General features: G+C 43.4%; 20 protein-coding genes. 9 read left to right on the forward strand and 11 right to left on the reverse strand.

Going from position 1 to position 21,158, the window contains the following annotated elements; translation table 11 throughout:
• Nucleotides 1-4: 4 nt before the first annotated feature.
• Both MWG72_RS07170 and MWG72_RS07175 read right to left on the reverse strand, forming a co-directional pair.
• Nucleotides 5-598, reverse strand: a complete 594-nt coding sequence (locus tag MWG72_RS07170) for a Maf family protein (RefSeq protein WP_247143560.1) — start codon at nt 596-598, stop codon at nt 5-7.
• Nucleotides 598-981, reverse strand: a complete 384-nt coding sequence (locus MWG72_RS07175; RefSeq protein ID WP_004279857.1) for a DUF2237 family protein — start codon at nt 979-981, stop codon at nt 598-600. Before MWG72_RS07175 ends, MWG72_RS07170 begins: the two co-directional genes overlap by 1 nt.
• 139 nt (nt 982-1,120) lie before the next feature.
• On the opposite strand from MWG72_RS07175, the gene MWG72_RS07180 reads away from it, so the two are divergent.
• The 4 genes from MWG72_RS07180 to MWG72_RS07195 all read left to right on the forward strand — a co-directional run bounded on the left by MWG72_RS07180 (nt 1,121) and on the right by MWG72_RS07195 (nt 4,839).
• Nucleotides 1,121-2,308, forward strand: a complete 1,188-nt coding sequence (locus MWG72_RS07180) for a phosphoglycerate kinase (RefSeq protein ID WP_071852145.1) — start codon at nt 1,121-1,123, stop codon at nt 2,306-2,308.
• 155 nt (nt 2,309-2,463) lie between these two features.
• Nucleotides 2,464-2,742, forward strand: a complete 279-nt coding sequence (locus tag MWG72_RS07185) for a hypothetical protein (protein WP_247143561.1) — start codon at nt 2,464-2,466, stop codon at nt 2,740-2,742.
• A 119-nt stretch (nt 2,743-2,861) separates the two neighbouring features.
• Nucleotides 2,862-3,899 (forward strand): class II fructose-bisphosphate aldolase, encoded by a 1,038-nt coding sequence (fba, locus tag MWG72_RS07190; protein WP_004279853.1) that lies wholly within the window; start codon nt 2,862-2,864, stop codon nt 3,897-3,899.
• A gap of 85 nt (nt 3,900-3,984) precedes the next feature.
• Entirely contained in the window at nt 3,985-4,839 is an 855-nt protein-coding gene (locus MWG72_RS07195) for a DMT family transporter (protein WP_195724805.1), read from the forward strand.
• Here MWG72_RS07195 and MWG72_RS07200 read toward each other — a convergent pair.
• Both MWG72_RS07200 and nfsB read right to left on the reverse strand, forming a co-directional pair.
• Nucleotides 4,802-5,029 carry a hypothetical protein gene (locus tag MWG72_RS07200; protein WP_005171148.1) on the reverse strand — a complete coding sequence of 76 codons (228 nt, stop codon included), beginning with the start codon at nt 5,027-5,029 and terminating at the stop codon, nt 4,802-4,804. The genes MWG72_RS07195 and MWG72_RS07200 overlap by 38 nt on opposite strands.
• A gap of 112 nt (nt 5,030-5,141) precedes the next feature.
• On the reverse strand, nt 5,142-5,795 hold the full coding sequence (nfsB, locus tag MWG72_RS07205; protein WP_247143562.1) for an oxygen-insensitive NAD(P)H nitroreductase: 654 nt from the start codon (nt 5,793-5,795) through the stop codon (nt 5,142-5,144).
• 243 nt (nt 5,796-6,038) lie between these two features.
• Here nfsB and hpaI point away from each other — a divergent pair, with 243 nt between their 5' ends.
• Both hpaI and MWG72_RS07215 read left to right on the forward strand, forming a co-directional pair.
• Entirely contained in the window at nt 6,039-6,833 is a 795-nt protein-coding gene (gene hpaI / locus MWG72_RS07210) for a 4-hydroxy-2-oxoheptanedioate aldolase (protein ID WP_247143563.1), read from the forward strand.
• Between the two features lie 681 nt (nt 6,834-7,514).
• Nucleotides 7,515-7,733 carry a hypothetical protein gene (locus MWG72_RS07215; protein ID WP_004279847.1) on the forward strand — a complete coding sequence of 73 codons (219 nt, stop codon included), beginning with the start codon at nt 7,515-7,517 and terminating at the stop codon, nt 7,731-7,733.
• A gap of 28 nt (nt 7,734-7,761) precedes the next feature.
• Here MWG72_RS07215 and MWG72_RS07220 read toward each other — a convergent pair whose 3' ends face one another.
• Together MWG72_RS07220 and MWG72_RS07225 are read right to left on the reverse strand one after the other, a co-directional pair.
• The gene (locus MWG72_RS07220; RefSeq protein ID WP_004646748.1) at nt 7,762-8,481 is read right to left on the reverse strand and encodes a UDP-2,3-diacylglucosamine diphosphatase; all 720 of its coding nucleotides are present in this window, start codon (nt 8,479-8,481) and stop codon (nt 7,762-7,764) included.
• A 120-nt stretch (nt 8,482-8,601) separates the two neighbouring features.
• Nucleotides 8,602-9,111 (reverse strand): peptidylprolyl isomerase, encoded by a 510-nt coding sequence (locus MWG72_RS07225; protein ID WP_004279844.1) that lies wholly within the window; start codon nt 9,109-9,111, stop codon nt 8,602-8,604.
• A gap of 423 nt (nt 9,112-9,534) precedes the next feature.
• Here MWG72_RS07225 and MWG72_RS07230 point away from each other — a divergent pair, with 423 nt between their 5' ends.
• A complete protein-coding gene (locus tag MWG72_RS07230) occupies nt 9,535-11,262 on the forward strand; it encodes a glutamine--tRNA ligase/YqeY domain fusion protein (RefSeq protein WP_247143566.1) in 1,728 nt (575 codons plus the stop codon).
• Nucleotides 11,263-11,331: 69 nt separating this feature from the next.
• On the forward strand, nt 11,332-12,243 hold the full coding sequence (locus MWG72_RS07235; RefSeq protein ID WP_247143568.1) for a bestrophin family protein: 912 nt from the start codon (nt 11,332-11,334) through the stop codon (nt 12,241-12,243).
• Between the two features lie 82 nt (nt 12,244-12,325).
• Here MWG72_RS07235 and MWG72_RS07240 read toward each other — a convergent pair whose 3' ends face one another.
• From MWG72_RS07240 to putA, 4 genes are all read right to left on the reverse strand, one after another.
• Nucleotides 12,326-12,886 (reverse strand): lecithin retinol acyltransferase family protein, encoded by a 561-nt coding sequence (locus MWG72_RS07240; RefSeq protein ID WP_026055785.1) that lies wholly within the window; start codon nt 12,884-12,886, stop codon nt 12,326-12,328.
• Between the two features lie 391 nt (nt 12,887-13,277).
• Entirely contained in the window at nt 13,278-13,502 is a 225-nt protein-coding gene (locus MWG72_RS07245) for a hypothetical protein (protein WP_034436106.1), read from the reverse strand.
• A gap of 243 nt (nt 13,503-13,745) precedes the next feature.
• Entirely contained in the window at nt 13,746-14,828 is a 1,083-nt protein-coding gene (gene trmA, locus MWG72_RS07250; protein WP_219309525.1) for a tRNA (uridine(54)-C5)-methyltransferase TrmA, read from the reverse strand.
• Nucleotides 14,829-15,012: 184 nt separating this feature from the next.
• Nucleotides 15,013-18,768: a trifunctional transcriptional regulator/proline dehydrogenase/L-glutamate gamma-semialdehyde dehydrogenase gene (putA, locus tag MWG72_RS07255; protein WP_247143569.1), complete on the reverse strand. Its 3,756-nt coding sequence runs from the start codon at nt 18,766-18,768 to the stop codon at nt 15,013-15,015.
• A gap of 118 nt (nt 18,769-18,886) precedes the next feature.
• Here putA and MWG72_RS07260 point away from each other — a divergent pair, with 118 nt between their 5' ends.
• On the forward strand, nt 18,887-19,381 hold the full coding sequence (locus MWG72_RS07260; RefSeq protein WP_004279833.1) for an Lrp/AsnC ligand binding domain-containing protein: 495 nt from the start codon (nt 18,887-18,889) through the stop codon (nt 19,379-19,381).
• A gap of 78 nt (nt 19,382-19,459) precedes the next feature.
• Here the strand turns inward: MWG72_RS07260 and putP are convergent, their stop codons facing one another.
• Nucleotides 19,460-20,968, reverse strand: a complete 1,509-nt coding sequence (putP, locus tag MWG72_RS07265) for a sodium/proline symporter PutP (RefSeq protein WP_247143571.1) — start codon at nt 20,966-20,968, stop codon at nt 19,460-19,462.
• Between the last annotated feature and the right edge of the window lie 190 nt (nt 20,969-21,158).

Below are 21,158 nucleotides of genomic sequence, written 5' to 3' on the forward strand. Positions count from 1 at the left end.
GAGATTAAGGAACCAAAATTTTTAATTCACGAAGAATATGACAGAGCTTGATCATTGGCATGCCCATCAGCGTGGTCTGATCTTGTCCGATCATTTCTTCAAACAAGCTGATACCGAGGCTTTCACATTTGAAACTGCCTGCACAATGCAAAGGTTGTTCAATTTCGACATAACGCTCGATTTCGACCTGAGACAGTTTGCGGAACTTGACTTTATAGTGTTCAAGCAGACTTTGTTCAAAACCGGTCGATAGCTGCTGCACACTGAGCGCAGTACTAAAATAGACAATCTTGTCCGAGTTGGCTTGTAGCTGGCGAATAGCTTTTTCAGTCGTTAATGGTTTACCGATAAAAATATCCGGTGCACCTTCACGCCATGCCACCTGATCTGAACCAATCACAATCGCTTCTGGATTCTGTTCGGCAATATATCTGGCTTTCTCGAAAGCCAGTCGTTGTGCCAGATCATCTGCGTGATTTTCCCCGCGAGGAGATTCATCAATATCCGGTACCATGGAAATATAATCAATATGCAGACGATCCATCAGCGCTTTGCGGGTTTGACTGGACGATGCCAAGATAATCTGTGCAGAATTCATTAGACAGCATATTCCTCAAGAATATTTAACGGTACATACGCCAGAACAGCTTTGTGACAGGCTTGTAGCTTGATCGGTGGAGCTTGACCCGCTTCATAGGCTTCGACCCAGCGCGTTACGCAGATACACCAGAAATCGCCAGGTTGCAGGCCCGGGAAATCCAGTTCGGGCAAAGGCGTAATCAGGTCATTACCGACTTTTTGAGAAAAATTCAGAAATTCTGAGGTCATTTGCGCGCAAACCGTATGCTGGCCCAGATCGGTGGTCGCAGTATGGCAAAAGCCATTGCGGAAATATCCGGTAATCGGATCGAAGCAACAGCTGGACAAAGGCTCACCTAACACGTTCAAACGGTTAAGATTTGGATCAGGATGTATCGACATAGGGACTGAATCTAAAAGAGGCTTTTTTCTATCATAACAAAACTTTGGCATTCATAATGTTTTCTGCAAAAGATGCTAACCTTTTTCTGCATAATCATTTAAAATCGCCTGGTTTTAATATCTATAAAGTGAGCTCTACATGAACTTTCAGCGTATGACTGACCTCGATTTAGCAGGTAAACGTGTTCTGATCCGTGAAGATTTAAACGTTCCTGTTAAAAATGGTGTGATCACCAGCGATGCGCGTCTTCGTGCAGCATTGCCAACGATTAAAGCAGCACTAGAAAAAGGCGCTGCAGTCATGGTGTATTCTCATCTGGGTCGTCCGGTTGAAGGTGAGCCTAAAGCTGAACAGTCACTTGCTCCTGTAGCGGCTTACTTGACTGAAGCTTTGGGCCAAGAAGTGAAACTGTTTACTGACTATTTAGATGGCGTTGATGTTCAGCCAGGTCAGGTAGTTCTACTGGAAAATTGCCGTTTTAACGTCGGCGAGAAGAAAAACAATCCTGAACTTGCAGCAAAATATGCAGCATTGTGTGATGTATTCGTGATGGATGCCTTTGGTACAGCACACCGTGCAGAAGCATCTACTGAAGGTGTAGCGCGTTTAGCGAAAGTTGCAGCAGCAGGTCCTTTATTGGCAGCTGAACTGGATGCGCTTGGCCGTGCACTGAAAACTCCAGAAAAACCAATGGTGGCGATTGTTGCAGGTTCTAAAGTTTCAACCAAACTTGACGTTTTGACCTCACTTTCTGATATCTGTGATCAATTGATCGTTGGTGGCGGTATTGCCAACACTTTCCTTGCTGCGGCAGGCTATAACGTGGGCAAATCACTGTGTGAAAAGGATCTAATCGATACAGCAAAAGCCATTGCTGCAAAAGTATCAGTTCCACTTCCAACTGACGTAGTCGTTACAGATGCCTCTGAAATTAACTTTGAAGATTTCTTGGGTTCATTGGCTGCTGCGAAAGCGACGGTGAAAAACGTTGCAGATGTTGCTGACAACGACATGATCCTAGATGTAGGTCCAGAAACTGCGAAAGCATTTGCAGAAATCCTGAAAACCTCTAAAACCATTCTTTGGAATGGCCCGGTCGGCGTATTTGAAGTAGATCAATTCGGTGAAGGGACTAAAACTTTATCTTTAGCAATTGCTGAATCGGAAGGTTTTTCGATTGCGGGCGGTGGGGATACACTTGCTGCGATTGATAAATATGAAGTGGCTGACAAAATTGGTTATATCTCGACGGGTGGCGGTGCATTCCTTGAATTCGTTGAAGGTAAAACCCTTCCTGCAGTTGCGGTATTGTTAGAACGTGCTTAATGGCATGTCCTAAGCTAAAAAGCTGGCCAAGTGCCAGCTTTTTTTTATGTCATTTTTTTGACAGTGAAAACTTACCCTTCATGGCTTCGTCATTAAAATGCAATAAATCTGTCATAAGATGCAGTCATTAAATCACCAAATGACGAGAATACGTGATGAAAAAACAGTTAACTACGGCAGTATTATTAGCAGCATCTCTGGCATTGACTGCGTGTGCAAAACAGGAAAGTGCACCAGAAGCTGAAGCAGAAAGCTCGGCAGCCGTGGCAGATCAGGCTGTAACTCCAGAACAGCAAGCTGCCATTGATGCCATTGACCAGCCAATTTTAGATGAAAAAAATACCGATATTCCAGCTGAAGTTGCCAATGCGCCAGCCGACGAAGCGACTGCAGACGAGTCAGTTGCTGCGACTTCAGAGCCTGTAGCACCTTAATCCGGTTAATGTGACACAAAATCCCTGCAAATGCAGGGATTTTTTTTAAATAGTGTTATTTGTTGCTGAATTGAAACCTTTGAACATGTAGAATATGTGGCATTCACTGGGAGGATATTATGGCTCTTATTTCATTGCGCCAGCTCTTGGATCACGCCGGCGAACATGCTTACGGCGTACCAGCATTTAACGTAAACAACTTAGAACAAATGCGTGCAATTATGCTTGCAGCAGATGCAACCAATTCACCTGTTATCGTACAAGCATCTGCGGGTGCGCGTAAATATGCAGGCGCTCCGTTCTTGCGTCACCTGATTTTGGCTGCAATTGAAGAATGGCCACATATTCCAGTGGTAATGCATCAAGACCACGGTACCAGCCCTGACATTTGTCAACGTTCAATCCAGTTAGGCTTTTCATCAGTAATGATGGACGGTTCACTGGGTGAAGACGGTAAAACACCAACTTCATATGAATATAACGTTGATGTGACTCGCCGTACAGTTCAAATGGCACATGCGTGTGGCGTATCTGTTGAAGGTGAAATCGGTTGTTTGGGTAGCCTTGAAACAGGTATGGCGGGTGAAGAAGATGGCGTAGGCGCAGAAGGCGTACTGGATCATTCTCAACTCCTGACTTCAGTTGAAGAAGCGCGTAGCTTCGTTGCTGATACCAATGTTGATGCGCTTGCAATTGCAGTAGGTACTTCACACGGTGCGTACAAGTTCACGCGTCCACCTACAGGTGATATTCTTGCGATTGACCGCATTAAAGAAATTCACGCAGCACTTCCAAACACACATCTTGTCATGCACGGTTCAAGCTCTGTGCCACAAGAATGGTTGGCAGTGATTAACCAGTATGGCGGCGACATCAAGGAAACTTACGGTGTTCCGGTTGAACAGCTGGTTGAAGCGATCAAACACGGCGTGCGCAAGATTAACATCGATACTGACTTGCGTTTAGCATCTACCGGTGCAATGCGTCGTATGATGGCAGAAAAACCAAGCGAATTCGATCCACGTAAATTCTTCAGCGCAACTGTAGATGCAATGAAGCAAATCTGTATCGATCGTTACGAAGCTTTTGGTACTGCAGGCAATGCAGACAAGATTCGCCCAATCTCTTTAGAGAAAATGGTGTCACACTATAAATAATTCCCAGTGAATCATTTATAAAAAAAGCCCACTGCAAATGTGGGCTTTTTTGTAGACTCATAAATATCAAGAATAAGAGCAGCATATGGAACTGATTTTCGCAGCAGCGCTATGCAGCGTTGCGGTCTCAATATTATTAAAAGTCGCCAAAAATAAGGGCTTGAGTCCGATACACATGATTAGCTGGAACTATATGACAGCTAGTCTCTTGTGTTTTTTCTGGTTTAAGCCTGATATTCAGCATATTTCAATGTCTCAGACGCCTTGGTTGCTTATTCTGGCTCTGGGTATTTTGCTTCCGAGCGTATTTCTGTTTTTGGCCAAGGCTTTGCAAACGGCTGGAATTTTAAAAACCGAAATTGCCCAGCGACTTTCTGTAGTTTTGTCACTGGCTGCAGCCTATTTCATTTTTCAGGAACAGTTTAATCAGCTGAAAATACTCGGGATCGCTTTAGGTATTGGCGCAGTGCTGTGCATCCTGTTTTCACATCGACAAAGTACAGGACAGGGCAGTCAGGGAATGTTATATCTGGGCTTGGTCTGGGTCGGTTATGCACTGATAGATGTATTGTTGAAATATACAACCAGTCTTGGCCTGCAATTCGCGGTGGCGCTGAATCTGATGTTTGTTTGCGCTCTGATCATTTCGATGGGCTATCTGTTACTCAAATATAAAAGCTTGGGCTCGATGCAGAATATCGGCGCTGGTCTGTTATTGGGTATCCTGAATTTTGCCAATATTGCTTTCTATGTCAAAGCCCATATGCTGCTCAAGGATTCACCGGCGATCGTCTTTGCCGGCATGAATATTCTGGTGGTGGTATTTGGTGTGATAGCAGGTCTGGTATTCTTTAAAGAGCGGCTCAAACCTGCAAGTACTGTAGGGTTGCTGCTAGGCTTGACTAGTGTGATTTGCCTAGCTTATGCAATGTCTGTTTGACATAAGAAGATGCAAATTCAATCGGATGTCGGAGCAGGTCGCCTGCTTCGGCCAGTCCAAGCAATAAACCGGCCTGTTGGCAGTCTGGACAATGCGGATAACGATGCTGCTGATCTTTATAGTGCTGGAGATAAATTTTATCGCAATGATGGCATTCAAATTTCAGGGATTTGGATGTAAGGAGCGACATAGATGACCTCTATTGTTATTCTATTCTATTAGATGGTAAATTAAATAAAGCAAAAAATAGGCCCGAATTGATATGGAAAGGGGCGCTTGCCCCCTTTTATAGCACAAATTCCTTACAGTTTGGTGAAAATATCTTCAGCGGCAAGACGTGATTTAGGCAGTTTGGCATTGAAATCATTTTCACTACGATAGCCTAAAGTCAGCAATACAGAGGGGATCAAGCCCTGTTCTGCGAGTTGTAATTCTTCACTAATTATCTCTTCATCAAAGCCGCCAATTGGTGTGGCATCGACACCTTCAATTCCGGCAGCCAAGAGCATTTGACCGAGTGCAATAAAGGTCTGGTTTTCAGCCCAACGCTGAATATCACCTTTTTCATTACGATAATAATGAATATAACCTGCACGGGTGTTTTTCTGACCTTCCTTGGCGGATTCATCTTTAAATCGGCCACTGAGATCATCGCGGTTCAATAAGTTTTCCAGATGCAACTCATTAATATCGGCTTTGGTGCAGAATAAAATGGTATGGGATGAATCCAGAACTTTGGGTGCATTGTAGGCATAAGTACCGACCAAGGCTTTGGCAATGCGCTGTTTGGCTGCCTCATGATCGGCAATAAAAAAATGCCAAGGCTGAATATTGATTGAAGAGGGTCCCAGACGCAAAATTTCTAATAAGCGTTCAAACTGTTCTGCCGGGATTTTCTTGCTAGGATCATAGGCTTTAGTGGTATAGCGGGTCTGTGTGATCTTGAGTAAATCCATCAATGGACTCCAATCTTTTTAAATAAACAGCGAGTAGAAGTTTTAAATATATACATTTTTCACATCCTCCGATTATTACAATAAAAAAGCATCAGGCAAAGCCTGTTTTGAGATGATCTTGAGCTGGATTCAAGCAAAACTTAGAGTTAAATCAGATTAAAACCCAGTTTTTGTCTATTGGCACTTTTAAGCGAGAAGCGTTTAATAAGAGACATCGCCGGCAACATGCAAATAGGTTAGCGGATGCAAGTCACCAATTATTTTAAACACAAACTGAAAACCCAGCAGCAAATCGGCTTATGGATTGGACTGGCGGATGCCTATGGAACCGAGATTGCGGCAAATGCAGGTTATGACTGGCTGCTGATTGATGGTGAGCATGCGCCCAGTGATTTGAGAACCACCTTGTCGCAACTGCAAAGTATTGCTGCTTATCCCTCGCAAGCAGTGGTACGACGGCCCATTGGCAGCGTACAACTGATCAAGCAACTCCTCGATATCGGCGCGCAAACGCTGTTGATTCCGATGGTAGAAACCGTGGAACAGGCCGAACTCATGGTCAGGGCAGTCCGTTATCCGCCTGAAGGAATTCGTGGCGTTGGTGCTGCACTGGCACGTGCCACCCGCTGGAACAGCATTCCAAATTATTATCAGACGGCACATGAAGAAATCTGTTTATTAATCCAGATTGAATCGGTCACAGGACTTGAAAATCTGGATGCTATTCTTCAGATCGACGGGATTGATGGCGTGTTTATTGGCGCCGTTGATCTATCTGCCACTATGGGTTATCAAGGTGATCCGAATCATCCTGAAGTACAAAAAGCTGTAATTGATGCAATCCAGCGGATTCGTTCTGCAGGCAAAGCTGCAGGAATTCTGTCAACCCAGCATGAAGTGACGCAAAAATATATCGAACTTGGCACTGAGTTTGTAGCAGTGGGCGTAGATACCAGTATTTTGATGAATTCCTTGCGTGATCTATTGGGGAAATATAAAAAGGATATCAATGTGATTAATCCGACTAGCGGTTATTAATCAACAAGAGATTCTGAATGAATAGCTTGCTTAGATTTTTAGTTTATTTTTAACCGGAAATTCTTTAGATGAGCTATTCATTCAGCCATAAGAAAATCATAATGAACCTTCAAGATGCAGAACAATTTTTACAAGAACAGCAGAACATCTTAGAGAACCAACGTCAGCAAAAAACTAGACGAGTGCAACAAGCCTTTTTTATGATTCACGTACTGTTTGTAGCCTTAAATGCTATTCTCTTGATCCTAAATTATCAAAAGACGGGAGAGTGGAACTTGCTGTACCTCGGGCTGAGTTTCATGTCTCTAATATTGATTTTAAGGTATTTAAAGACAGGTTTTGTTTATCAACGGAAATGAAGTAACGTTAAAATGAATTTTAGATCATAAAAATCAAAAGCCTAATAATTAACAAAGCATGAAAAAAGTTCTTAAAAATCCCATTCTATTGTCATTACAATGTAATTTTGCTTTTGCTGGATAAATAGCTTACACTGGCTGCACTTCAAGCAAGTACTGTTCTTGCTTCTATTATTATTTTAAGCTGATTGTGATGTACTTTTTAGTTCAAGTATTTGAACTCAAATAAGATCTACTAACCATAGAACTATTATGTAAACTAGGTTGTTATTAATCTCTCTCCATATAGTCACAAAAAGCTCATATCGTGTGAGTAAATATTTTGATCAAAATCAATGAATGGCATATTGCCACTGCCGCTGATGGCAATGAAATTAACGTGAAACTGGTTCCATTAAAGCGCAAGCAAAATACAATGGACGGTTTTATCTGGGTTGAGGTCGGTAAAATGATTCAATTGCCAACGGGTGAGGAATTTCAGTTCAATCTCGATGGTAAAAGTTTCTATACTGGGGTAAACCAGCTTTATCGTCTGTGTTAAGCAGATCAATATCGTAAAAAGTGGCTGATTAATATCGCCACTTTTTTAGTTTCAGGGTATCAAAACTTTGATCTTCCTGAATTTCCAGAATCTCTGCACTGTCTTCTTTCCAGTCGCCTAGTACAATTCTTCTTTTCTGGGCTAACTGATGAATGGCTGCGCGATGCGTATGACCATGGATTAGTACATCTACATCCTGTAATGCCAGCTCAACTGCATGTGGGTTGACGTCCATCACTTCATAGCTTTTAAACTGTTGTGCCTGATGGCTTTGTTGACGAAAGCGGTTGGCTAGTCTGGTTCGAAATGAGAGAGGGGTTTTTCTTAAGAAGCCAAGTAGCCAGGGATGACGAATAATCTTTTTAAAACGCTGATAGGAGACGTCATCGGTACATAGGGCATCGCCATGTTCCAGGCGAAAATGTGTTCCGGCAATGATTAGCTGATCGATTTCGGGAAGAAGCTGCCCGCCAAATCGAGCTAAAAATTTACTTCCTAAGACAAAATCCCGGTTGCCGGCCTGAAAATAGACTTGATTCCCAGCCTGAGTAAACTGTTTTAATGCAGTGACAATTTCGTCCAGCCATGGAGAGGTATAGTCATCACCAATCCAGGCATTGAACCAGTCACCCAGAATATACAATTGGGTATTTTGATTTTGATATTCAGTTAATAAATCTAAAAACCCCCGAACAAGTCGAGGGTGATCAGGTGACAAATGTAAATCTGAGATAAACAGATAGGTCACGAATCTTTTCCTTGTTTAATTTAATCCCTCCCGACCTCCCTTTGAAAAAGGGAGGAAAACCTTATTTTGATAAAAGGTGATTCCCTCCTTTATTAAAGGAGGGTTAGGGAGGATTTAAACTTATTCAGAAATGATTTTTGCAGATTCGATTACTACATTTTCTAGAGGAACGTCAGCGTGGTAGCCACGGTTGCCAGTACGTACGTTTTTGATTTCGTTCACAACGTCCATACCTTCAACCACTTTACCAAATACCGCATAACCCCAACCTTGAGCAGTTTTGCCAGAGTGGTTAAGGAATGAGTTGTTTTTCACGTTAATGAAGAACTGAGCAGAAGCAGAGTGCGGTGCCTGAGTACGCGCCATTGCAATCGTACCTTCGTCATTGGTCAAGCCGTTGTCTGCTTCGTTTTCGATTGCATCACGTGTTGCTTTTTCCTTGAAGTTTTCATCCATGCCGCCGCCTTGGATCATGAAACCATCAATAACACGGTGGAAAATTACGCCGTCATAAAAACCGTCACGTACGTATTCTAAAAAGTTAGCTACGGTTTTAGGTGCTTTTTCAGCATTGAGTTCTAGAACAATACGACCTTTATTGGTGTTTAATTCGACTTGAGGAAAACTCATTGTGTAATCTCCTGATCATGGACGAGTGCCATGGTTTTTTCTGAATGAGTGAAGCATAAGCAAACTACATTCGACAAGGCAAGTAAAAACATTATTTTCTTTGTTAAAAGCATAAAAATAATACCTTATTTATACGTTGATTTATCAAGGCATTTCAAATGCTGCCAGACAGGGCGTTATATTTCGGACAGGCACGAATTGAATCATTTTCCAGTTTCTTAAAGCGTTGATATTTTAGTTTTGGGCAGCTTGCTGTATTTTCACTTTTTAAAATGAGTGAATTGAAATCAAATACCGTAGTTAGCGGTTGAGAGATTAATCACCTATAGTTAAACTAAGGAACTTTGATAATGAATATACGTACAACTTGTGCGATGAAATATTTGTTAATCCCTTTTTAACTTTAGAAGTGAATGATTGATCATGAAGCCAAATGATGTTGTGACATCTCTGCCCGAGAACCCGACCCAAAAGAACAATGCAGTCGATTCAGTGCAGCAGCAAGAACAACAACCAGGCTTGGACTTTGTACGTCAGGTCATTACCGATGATTTAGCCGCTGGTCGTACTCAACAGGTGGTGACGCGTTTTCCGCCTGAGCCGAATGGCTATTTACATATTGGCCATGTGAAAGCAATTTGCTTGAACTTCGGAATTGCTGAAGAATTTAAAGGTGTTTGTAACCTGCGTTTTGACGATACCAACCCGGATGCCGAAGAGCAGGAATATGTGGATGGTATTGCCAATGATGTGAAATGGCTGGGTTTCCAGTGGGAAGGTGAGCCGCGTTATGCATCAAGCTATTTTGATCAACTTTATACCTGGGCAGTTCAGCTGATTGAGCAGGGTGATGCCTATGTGGATTTGCAAAGTCCAGAAGAGATCCGTTTAAACCGCGGTAATTTCGTTGAGCCAGGTAAGAACTCGCCACAACGTGATGCAAAGGTTGCAGAAAACCTGGAACGTTTTGAGAAAATGCGCAGCGGTGAATATGCAGAAGGTCAGGCCGTTTTACGTGCCAAGATCGATATGACGTCACCGAACGTGCATATGCGTGATCCGATCCTGTATCGTATCCTGCATTCTGAACACCATCAGACTGGCGATAAATGGAAAATTTATCCAATGTATGACTATGCGCATCCACTTTCTGATGCGATTGAAGGCATTACGCATTCACTGTGTACTTTGGAATTCCAGGATCACCGTCCGTTCTATGACTGGGTGGTGGCAAAAGTTAAATCACCATCCGTGCCACGTCAGTATGAATCGAGCCGTTTGAATGTGGACTATACCATCACCTCAAAACGTAAATTGCGTAAGCTGGTTGAAGGTGGTCATGTAAATGGTTGGGATGATCCACGTATGCCAACTGTAGTGGGTATGCGTCGTCGTGGTTTCACACCTGAAGGTCTACGTGATTTCTGTCAACGTGTCGGTGTGTCGAAGGTTGATGGCAGTATCGTCGATGTAGCCATGCTGGAATACTGTATTCGCCAGTCTCTGGAAAATACCGCAGCTCGTGGTATGGCGGTGTTAAATCCATTAAAAGTGACTTTAACCAACTTGCCAGCCGATATGGACCTGACCCATTCACGTCATCCGAATGTCGATATGGGCGAGCGCGTTATTCCATTGACGACTGAGCTGTATATTGACCGTAAAGACTTTGAAGAAGAGCCACCAAAAGGCTTTAAACGTTTGATTCCAGGTGGTGAAGTCCGTTTACGTCATGCCTATGTGATCAAATGCGACGAAGTCATTAAAGATGAAAATGGCGAAGTGGTTGAGCTGAAATGTTCGATTGATCCTGAAACTTTGGGTAAAAATCCTGAAGGTCGTAAGGTCAAAGGTGTGATTCACTGGGTATCTGCGACAAAAGGCGTTCCTGCAGAAGTGCGTATTTACGACCGTCTGTTTACGGAGTCTGATCCAGAAGTGGGTGATGACTTCTTGGCAAACCTGAACCCTGAATCATTGAAGGTGGTTCAGGCCGTGATTGAGCCTGCATTAGCGCAAGCTCAGCCGGAGGATCGTTTCCAGTTTGAGCGTGAAGGTTATTTCGTGGCAGATCAATATGATCATTCCAGCGAAAAACCGGTATTTAACCGTATTCTGGATCTTAAGGACAGCTTTAAACCAGGCAAATAAGCTGGTTTAAGTCAGAATGTAAAAAGCCCAACTCTGGTTGGGCTTTTTCAATACAGCAGGGAAAATTGCATGATTGTGCGTGATAAGAATAATAGTTTGGGGTTACTGTTTGCCTGGCAGGGAACGATTCTGCCCAAGGTGCTGCCCGCATTAATCTTGGTGGTTTTTATTTCCGCTTTGCTGGTGTATTTGAGTCAGGCGCATTTCGTCAGCCTTCCTGCTGTTCCGGCAATTGGCTTTACCATTTTTGGTGTCATTCTCTCGATTTTTTTAAGTTTTAGAAATACAGCCTGCTATGATCGCTGGTGGGAAGGGCGCAAACTTTGGGGCGCGCTGATTGCCACCACGCGTCATTTATGCCGCGACAGCCATGTTTTGGACGAGCCAACCCGTGAGGTTTTGCTATATCGCATGATGCTGTTTACCCATCTATTACGTGATCGGCTGAGACAGCAAACGCCTAGCATTCAGGCTTATCAAGCCACTTCCAGTTTTGAACCTAAGTCATTTGAGCAATTGCCCATGCAAATCAATCCCTCGCAATGGGTGCTGGAGCAGATGCAAAAAGAGCTGGTGCAACAGTATCAGCAGGGCAAGATCAGCGATATTATTTATAACAACCTGAATCAGCACACTGTAGCTTTGGGAGATATTCAGGCTGGTTGTGACCGAATTTTGTCAACGCCATTACCATTTTCTTATTCAGTGCTATTACATCGTGCGGTTTATTCTTTTTGCTTTATCCTGCCTTTCAGTTTGCAGGCAAATTTAGGCCTGTGGACACCGATTCTGGTGGGATTGATTGCTTATATGCTACTCGGGCTGGACGAGCTCAGTGCGGAGCTGGAAGAACCCTTTGGCTTGCAGGATAACGACCTGCCGCTAGATTCAATTGTACGACTGGTCGAGCGGGAAACCCTAAGCTCTTTAGGTAAAGCACTACCTGAGGCGATTCAAGCCAGAAAAGGCTATTTAACCTGATTCCTTATCGACATCATCAAAATGTAAACACGAACTTAAAATTTCTTGCTCACAAAAAATCATCAGCAGGCTGAGCTTTAAATTAACGATGTTTAAGATTGGTCAGGTCTGACACTTTAGTTTTAGCCTGATCTTGCAATTCACGGTATTGTTGCAAACGCAGATTGGCTTTATCTCTGAGCTTCTTCTTGATGTACAGCGCCAATGCGAAACTGGTGGTGGTCAGGGTCAGGAACATGCTGTTCATAAAACTCATCATCGAGCTGATATAACCAATCGTGGTCAGACGATTCATCATATAAATCACTTGCGGGCTGCTTTCTACACCGGTAATCGCCCAGGTACACAAATGTTCGCAATTATTAATAATCAAATGATAGTTATTTTCATGCATTCTGGACCGCATGCGGCGCACCACTTTACGACCTTTATATTTTGCCGAGTCATAATGCTGCATATGAATCGGTTTGCCATGACTGAATTTTTCAATCGAGGTGATTTCAATGGGGCGTTTCTTGAATAAATGCGCAAAGCCGGAATAATGAATGACACGACCACGTCCGGCGTAAATCCCATGATGGGTATAACCGAAATGTTTAACCATAAGATGTGCGCCTATGGGAAACCGTTTAGTCTGTTGCATATCAGAATTAAGCCATTTAAAAAGCATTGTCGTTTAATAGGAAGTGTACTGTGTTTTGCTAAATTAATCGATGCCTTGCCTGAGTTTCAGATCAGAATTGAAGCGTTATTAAGCCAAGTTTAAAAGGATTAAAAGAAAGCAGTATTTAAGAAATATACTTCTGATAAAGGTTTTAAATAGCCTAAGTAATTCTTAACATTTCTTCAAAATCACAAGTAGGGGATCAGATGAGTCATTCAGCATTTTCTTGCCTGATCCTAGAGTTTTTAAAGTTAAAATTAATGAACTATGCTGAAATAGAGAAGATCAAACCCTTCAACTAAACTTCCAAGCATAAAAAAAGCACCTGACTACGCAAGTGCTTCTTTTATACGGCTGTAACCTTGGCCGATTACTGCAATGGCAAGTGCTGAAGTTCATTCAGTTCTTTGCGGCTATAGCCGCGAGATACGAGAACCTTTTTAATTCCAATGATGATTTCTTCATCAGTGGCTTTAGAAAGTGCTTCAAGAAGCTGTTCATTCGTCTTGCAAGAGCAATCATTTTCAACACAAGCAATTTGATTCTTGTGTTCATTGTGTTGTTCATTAGAAAACAACTTTTGCCAAAAACTCATAGAGCCTTCATACAACAACCTAACATAGAGTGAAATATAGCCAATTAAATAAATAAAGCAATAGGACCTATGTGATAAAAGCAGCAGTTAGTCTTGAAAATTTCCGATGGAAGCCCGAAGGTCTAACGATATTTCTTGCTGTACAAGTCAATATTTATTATTAAATATATGATTTTTAATATAAAAAATGGAGCTTCAAAAAGCTCCATTTTTGTAACAATATAATAAATTGAAACAAATTCTTTATACTTTTTCCAACAAGACACCCGTCTCAACATGGTGCGTATACGGGAACTGGTCAAACATTGCGAACTTGCTGATTTTATGCGTTTGAGACAACTGTTTCAGATTGTCATATAAGGTATCTGGATTGCAAGAAATGTAAATAATACGCTGGAAACGCTGTAACAGTTTCAGCGTTTCATCATCAATACCGGCACGTGGTGGATCGACAAATACTGTATCGAAATCATAAGTCGAAATGTCAATTTGTGCTTCCTGCAAACGACGGAAAACACGTTCGCCATTATAAGCTTGAGTGAATTCTTCTGCAGACAGACGCGCAACCTGAATATTTTCAATCTGGTTCTGCTCAATATTCCACTCAGCTGCATAAACTGAAGATTTGGCTAATTCAGTGGCTAAAACACGGCGGAATTTGGTCGAAAGCGGTAGAGTGAAGTTGCCATTACCACAGTAGAGTTCCAGCAAATCTTTATCTGATTGCTCTGCTGCATCACATGCCCATTCCAGCATTTTTTGACAAACTTGTGCATTGGGCTGGGTGAAGCTGCTTTCGATCTGCTTATATTTATAGCGACGATCAAAAACAGACAGTTCTTCCACCACATATTCATCAGTCAGGACGAATTTCTGACCACGGCTACGGCCAATCAGTTTGATATTCAGCTTTTCCGCCAGTACTTTTGCGGCAGGTTCCCAGCTTTCATCCAGCTTGCGGTGATAAATCAGAGATACCAGAACTTGACCACTTAAAGTTGCCAGAAAATGGACTTCAAACAGGCGATGACCCAGATTGGCATCTGCCTTGAATGCTTCAAGTAATTGTGGCATCAAGTCATTAATGCTGCGGTCTGCAATTGGAAATTCATCAATACGAATGACTTTTTTATTGTTGTTTTCGTCACGTTCGAACATGGCATAAAACAGATCATCTTCAGTATGCCAGATCCGGAATTCAGCACGCATGCGGAAATATTTTTCAGGAGACTGGAATACTTCTAAAGCAGGTGGTTGATATTCGGCAAACTGAGCGCTGATGCGTTCAATTTTGGCTTCAAGTTGTTGCTGATAAGATGAAGTCATATGCAGTAAGAAATCGCAAATATTTTAAAGCGCAAATGGTAGCAAAAAATTGCCGATCTGCCTAAGCCTATTGTAGTCGAGCCGCTTGAAAAGCTGCATAAAAAAGACCAAACCTTCTGAGGAGAGAGGTTTGGCCATCAAGAGGAAAGATTTAAGCTAAAAATGCTGAGATGATTGGACTGATTTAGAGATTATCCATCGTCATCAAGCTGGCATTACCGCCTGCCGCCGCCGTGTTGATACTGATAGCGCGTTCAATCACAAATCGCTCGACCGGAATATCATAGTTGCCCGAACTTAAATGGGTGATACCAATAATTGCACCTTTTCGGCCTGCAATGCGTTTCTGCAAATCAATCAGTTCAACAGTGTCACCATGATGCAGGACGGCATCAAATACATCTGTTTCAATATCCCGGACTACTTTAAATTGCTTGCTGACCGCGGCTGGCATGGTTGGTAAATATTTCAGAATAAAAGTATTGTTTGCCAGTACCGCAGGACGACTGCCAACCGATAAAATCGCCAGAATTTGCTGAATCTGGTCTTGATCCCTATGTGCTAACGAGAGAACGCTTTCACGCGGCAAGATTAGGTATTGATTTTCCTCGCCAGTTGGGCCTTGCAGGCTAAAGCTTTGACCAGTCGCAATTTGCATAGGCGCTTTTAAAGATAAAGTTGGGAAAGTTTTAGCTACCCAGGCTTTAAACTCCTGAACAAGTTTATGTTCAACAAGTGCTGGCTCAGCTTGAGCTGCATAAGGCTGAGCCAGTTTTTTCTCGGATACTTGATGCATTAAACGATAGATATACAACGGGCCACCTGCTTTCGGGCCGGTGCCGGAAAGACCTTCACCACCAAAAGGCTGGACGCCCACGACCGCACCAACGATATTGCGGTTAATATACAGGTTGCCGACTTCGGCCTGTGCAATCACGGTTTGCATGGTTTCATCAATACGCGTATGCAAGCCCATGGTCAGGCCATAGCCTTTACTGTTGATCTGCTCTAATAACTGTTCCAGTTCACCATATTTATAACTAATTAGATGCAGCACCGGACCAAATACTTCACGTTCTAGATCGTCCAGATTTGGCAGTTCAATCAGGGTCGGCGCAATGAATGTTCCTGGAGTTAATTCAGTCTGGTCTTGATTAAACATCAACTGATGAACTTTATGACCTTTGCTGCGCATCTGCTCAATATGCTGTTGGATATTTTGCTGGGCTTCTGCATCAATCACTGGACCAATATCGGTTTTCAGCAAGACCGGATTACCAACGCGCAACTGTTGCATGGCACCTTTGAGCATGTTGCGAACAGCCTCCAGATTATCCTCTTGCACACAAAGGACACGCAGGGCAGAACAGCGCTGACCGGCACTGTCATAGGCAGAGCTCACAACATCCAACACCACCTGTTCAGTCAATGCAGATGAATCCACAATCATGGCATTTTGACCACCAGTTTCAGCAATCAGGGTGACGCTTTCTCCAAACTGGTTTATTCGTTCTGCCACGGTTTTTTGTAGAATTTGGGCGACCTCGGTGGAACCGGTAAACATGATGCCCTGAATACGTGGATCTGCACTGAGCTGTGCACCAATGGTTTCACCACGGCCCGGCAATAGCTGTAACACATCCTGCGGAATGCCGGCTTCCCATAAAATCTGTACGGCTTGTGCTGCAATGAGCGGTGTTTGTTCAGCCGGTTTGGCAATCACGGTATTGCCAGCGACCAGCGCTGCTGAAATCTGACCGGTAAAAATCGCCAGCGGGAAGTTCCATGGACTGATACATAGTAGAGTACCTAAAGGCTGGATCTGTACATTGTCACTGAGATCCAAAACTTGAGCTGCATAGTAACGCAAGAAATCTACCGCCTCACGTACTTCGGCAATCGCATTGGCATAGGTTTTACCTGCTTCGCGAGAAAGAAGAACCATGAGCGGAAGCAAACGCTGTTCCATCAGTTCTGCGGCTTTATTCAGGCAGGCAGCACGCTCATTTTTTGGCAGATTGGCCCAGAAACTTTGTGCATTAACTGCTTGAGTGAGTGCAATTTCGGCCTGTTCAGAAGTTGCTTCATAGACTGTGCCGACCACATCCTGATGGTGTGCTGGATTGATCACTGGAACTGCATGGGGCGTATCCACGCTGCTAAATGCCGTTCCCATAGCCGCTGACTGAAATTGCGTATTTGCCAGACTGGATGCGACTTCATTTAAAATACTGAGTTCAGCATCATTGGCCAAATCGAGTCCTGAAGAGTTCAATCGTGCATCGGTATAAAGATCTTGCGGATAGGGAATCTGGGGATGCTTGGCACCCATCACGCCTTCTTGTTTTGATGCCTTTAAAATGGTTTGCTGTGGATTTTCAATCAAATCTTCAATTTTCAAGGTTTTGTCAGCAATACGATTGACGAAGGAGGTATTGGCACCATTTTCCAGTAAGCGGCGCACCAGATAAGCCAGCAAGGTTTCATGATTGCCGACTGGTGCATAGATCCGGCATGGTACACCGAGTTTATTTTTCGATGGATCGCCCACGACATTTTCATACAGTGGTTCGCCCATGCCATGCAGACATTGGAACTCATATTGGCCGGCATAATACTGCTCAGGTTGTGCCAGCTGATAGATCGTCGCTACCGTTTGTGCATTGTGAGTGGCAAATTGTGGGTAGATATAATCCGGTTCAGCCAACAGCTTACGCGCACAAGCAATATAAGACAGATCTGTATGCACCTTACGAGTAAATACCGGATAATCTGACATTCCATCAATTTGGGCTTTCTTGATTTCGCTGTCCCAATATGCGCCTTTGACCAGACGAATCATCAAGCGTTTCTGGCTGCGCTTCGCCAGATCAATGATGTAATCCACTACATAGAAGCAGCGTTTCTGATAGGCCTGAATCACAAAGCCAATGCCTTTCCAGTCCTGTAATTGTGGTTCAAAACACAGACGTTCTAATAGTTCCAGCGAAATTTCAAGGCGATCGCTTTCTTCAGCATCGATATTTAAACCAATATTGTATTGCTTGGACAAGACCGCGAGTTTCAGTACTTTTGCATAGAGCTCATCATGCACGCGATCCATTTGTGAGCGCTGATAACGTGGATGCAGCGCAGAGAGCTTGATAGAAATTCCGGGACCATCATAAACATCTTTATCCTGCGAAGATTGACCAATGGCATGAATGGCTTGCTGATAATCCTGATAATAACGTTCAGCATCCGGATCGGTCAGTGCAGCTTCACCCAGCATGTCATAGGAGTAGCGGAAGCCTTTTTCTTCAAGCGGTTCGGCATTTTTTAATGCTTCATCAATGGTTTCACCTGTGACAAACTGCTCGCCCATCATGCGCATGGCAACATCCACGGCCTTACGGATAATCCTGCGGCCACTGCGTGCCAAAAGACCGGTCAATAAGCTAGACAGGCTTTTTTGCTGTGGGGTTTCCATCAGCTTGCCGGTCAGCATCAGTCCCCAGGCTGCTGCATTCACAAACATCAATTGGCTCTGGCCCAAATGTTCTTTCCAGTTACCTTGATTGATTTTGTCACGGATCAGCAAGTCACGTGTGGCTTTGTCCGGAATCCGCAGTAAGGCTTCTGCCAGACACATCAGGGCAATGCCTTCCTGAGAAGATAAAGAAAATTCCTGCAATAAGCCTTGGACAATACCGGCTTTCCCAGTGGAACTTTTGCGTTCACGTAAGGAATGTGCGAGATCAAAGGCAAGCGCCTGAATCTTGTCACTCATCTCGGAAGAAATTTCACTATGGGCCAATAACTCTTCGACGCATTCAGTTTCTGCACGACGCCATACCGTATTAATACGTTCTTCGTATTGGTTTTTGTGTTTAAATTCAGCAATATAATTTGAGTGCTGGGCTGAATCTAAAATTGAATCTGGGCGGAGAGTGGTTGGCATAGTGACTTCCTGTACTGCGTCAATCAGTTCTTTGAGGTGAATGAGTTTTAATCTATAATCACAGAATATTTGACGAATATCTCACTATAGTTTTCGCTTTTTTTAGAGAATAATTCTAATGCCAAGTCCTTATTTGAACCTTGACCGTATAGATATTCGTATACTGGGTTTATTGCAATCCGATGCCAAGCTATCCAATATCAAACTGGCTGAACTGGTCAATTTGTCGCCTACAGCAGCCTTGGCGCGTGTACAAAAGCTGACCCGGGAAGGTTTTATTGTGGGCTATGAAGCGCGCCTCAATCCAGTCATGTTGAATAATGGTTTTGTGGTCTTTGTTGAAATTTTATTGGATAAAACCACGCCGAATGTTTTAGATGAATTTTCCCATGCTGTGCGGCAGATTCCTGAAATTATCGAATGTCATATGATCAGTGGCGGGTTTGATTTCGTGGTAAAAATCCGCTGTGCCAATATGGATGAGTTCCGGAAAATCTCTGGTCAGATCTTGTGGCAATTGCCCGGAATTAAAGAAACGCGCAGTTATCCGGTGATGGAAGTAATTAAAGAAAGTCAGCAGATCCATCTGAAAATGCCGGGAAAAGCTAAATAATTCGCAACCGCTTCATCCGAAAAGATAAAAATATAAAAGGGACAATTCAGTCCCTTTTATATTCAAGTAAGAAGATGATTATTTTTCCATTTCTGCCATTTCTTTTTGATACTCGGCTTTAGCCATTTCAAAGCGTTTGACCACATCAGCACTCGGTGCTTTATCCAGCAGGCTGACGATGATAATGCTGAGGGTGGCCAGAATAAAGCCTGGAATGATCTCATACAGACCGGTATCACCCATATAATTTTTCCAGACAATTACAGTCATGGCACCAACCACCATACCCACAATTGCGCCGTTGAGGGTCATTCGTTTCCAGAATAGCGACAAGATAATCAGCGGGCCAAATGCAGCACCAAAGCCCGCCCAGGCATAAGCCACCAGACCCAAAACCTTACTGTTCGGATTAATCGCCAGTGAAATGGCAATTAGGGCAATCACCAAGACCATGCCGCGACCGACCCAGATCAGTTCTTTTTGTGAAGCATTTTTACGCAGGAAACTCTTATATAAATCTTCGGTCAGGGTGGTTGAGCAGACCAGAAGCTGACAGCTCAAGGTGCTCATAATTGCCGCCAAGATAGCAGCCAGAATGATTCCGGCAATCCATGGATTAAACAGGATTTTGGTCAACTCCATAAATACCGTTTCAGGGTTTTGATTCACCACCGAAGCCAATGCGGGATTGAAACTGAAGTAGGCAATACCGATATAACCGGCAGCCACTGCACCGCCTAGGCATAGAATCATCCAGGTCATGCCAATACGGCGTGCAGCAGGAATGGTTTTGACCGAATCTGCTGCCATAAAACGCACCAGAATATGCGGCTGACCAAAATAACCCAAGCCCCAAGCCAGACTGGAAATAATCGCAACGGTGCTTAAACCTTCAAGCATGCTTGAAGCATGTGGGCGAGCCGATTCAAGGATGACACTCACTTGCTGGCTGTTGTCGCCCAGAGCCAAGAAGGTAATGATCGGAGTCAGCAATAAGGCAAAAATCATCAAACCGGCTTGGAATGTATCTGTCCAGCTGATCGCCAAAAAGCCACCAATACAAACATAAAGAATCGTCGCCATCGCACCAATCACAAGCGCTGTGGTGTAATCCCAGCCAAACAGGCTTTCAAACAGTCGTGCACCTGCGACCATGCCTGAGGCACAATAAATTGCAAAGAACACCAGAATCACCAAGGCAGACAAGACCCGTAAAATACGTTTACGATCGGAAAAACGGCTGGTGAAATAATCCGGCAAGGTCAGGGCATTGTTCTGATATTCGGTATGGGCACGCAGTCGACCTGCTACGAGTAACCAGTTCAGCCATGCACCGATAATCAAACCGATCGCAATCCAGACTTCTGACAGGCCAGACAGGTAAATGGCTCCCGGAAGACCCATCAACAGCCAGCCACTCATATCCGATGCGCCCGCCGAAAGTGCAGTAACGACACTGCCCAGACTCCGTCCACCTAGAATATATTCGTCAAAATTGGAGGTGACACGATAAGCATATAAACCGATTGCAATCATGGCGATAATATAAAACATGAAGGTAATCAGGGTGGGGTTTAAATAAGTCATAGGCAGGTCATCCTGTAAATATGGAAATCATCGTCCAAGATGATTTTTTGTACTGAGATTGCAAGGAGGTGATTCAAGCATGGTTTAAAAATTACACTCTGTAACAATTGCACAGCTTTTATGTGTGCTTATTGTAAACATAATAGTAATCCACTGAAATTGAATCAGGAATAACTTGAGCGGATAAAAG

The organism is Acinetobacter lwoffii (assembly GCF_022967985.1).
Lineage (GTDB): Bacteria > Pseudomonadota > Gammaproteobacteria > Pseudomonadales > Moraxellaceae > Acinetobacter.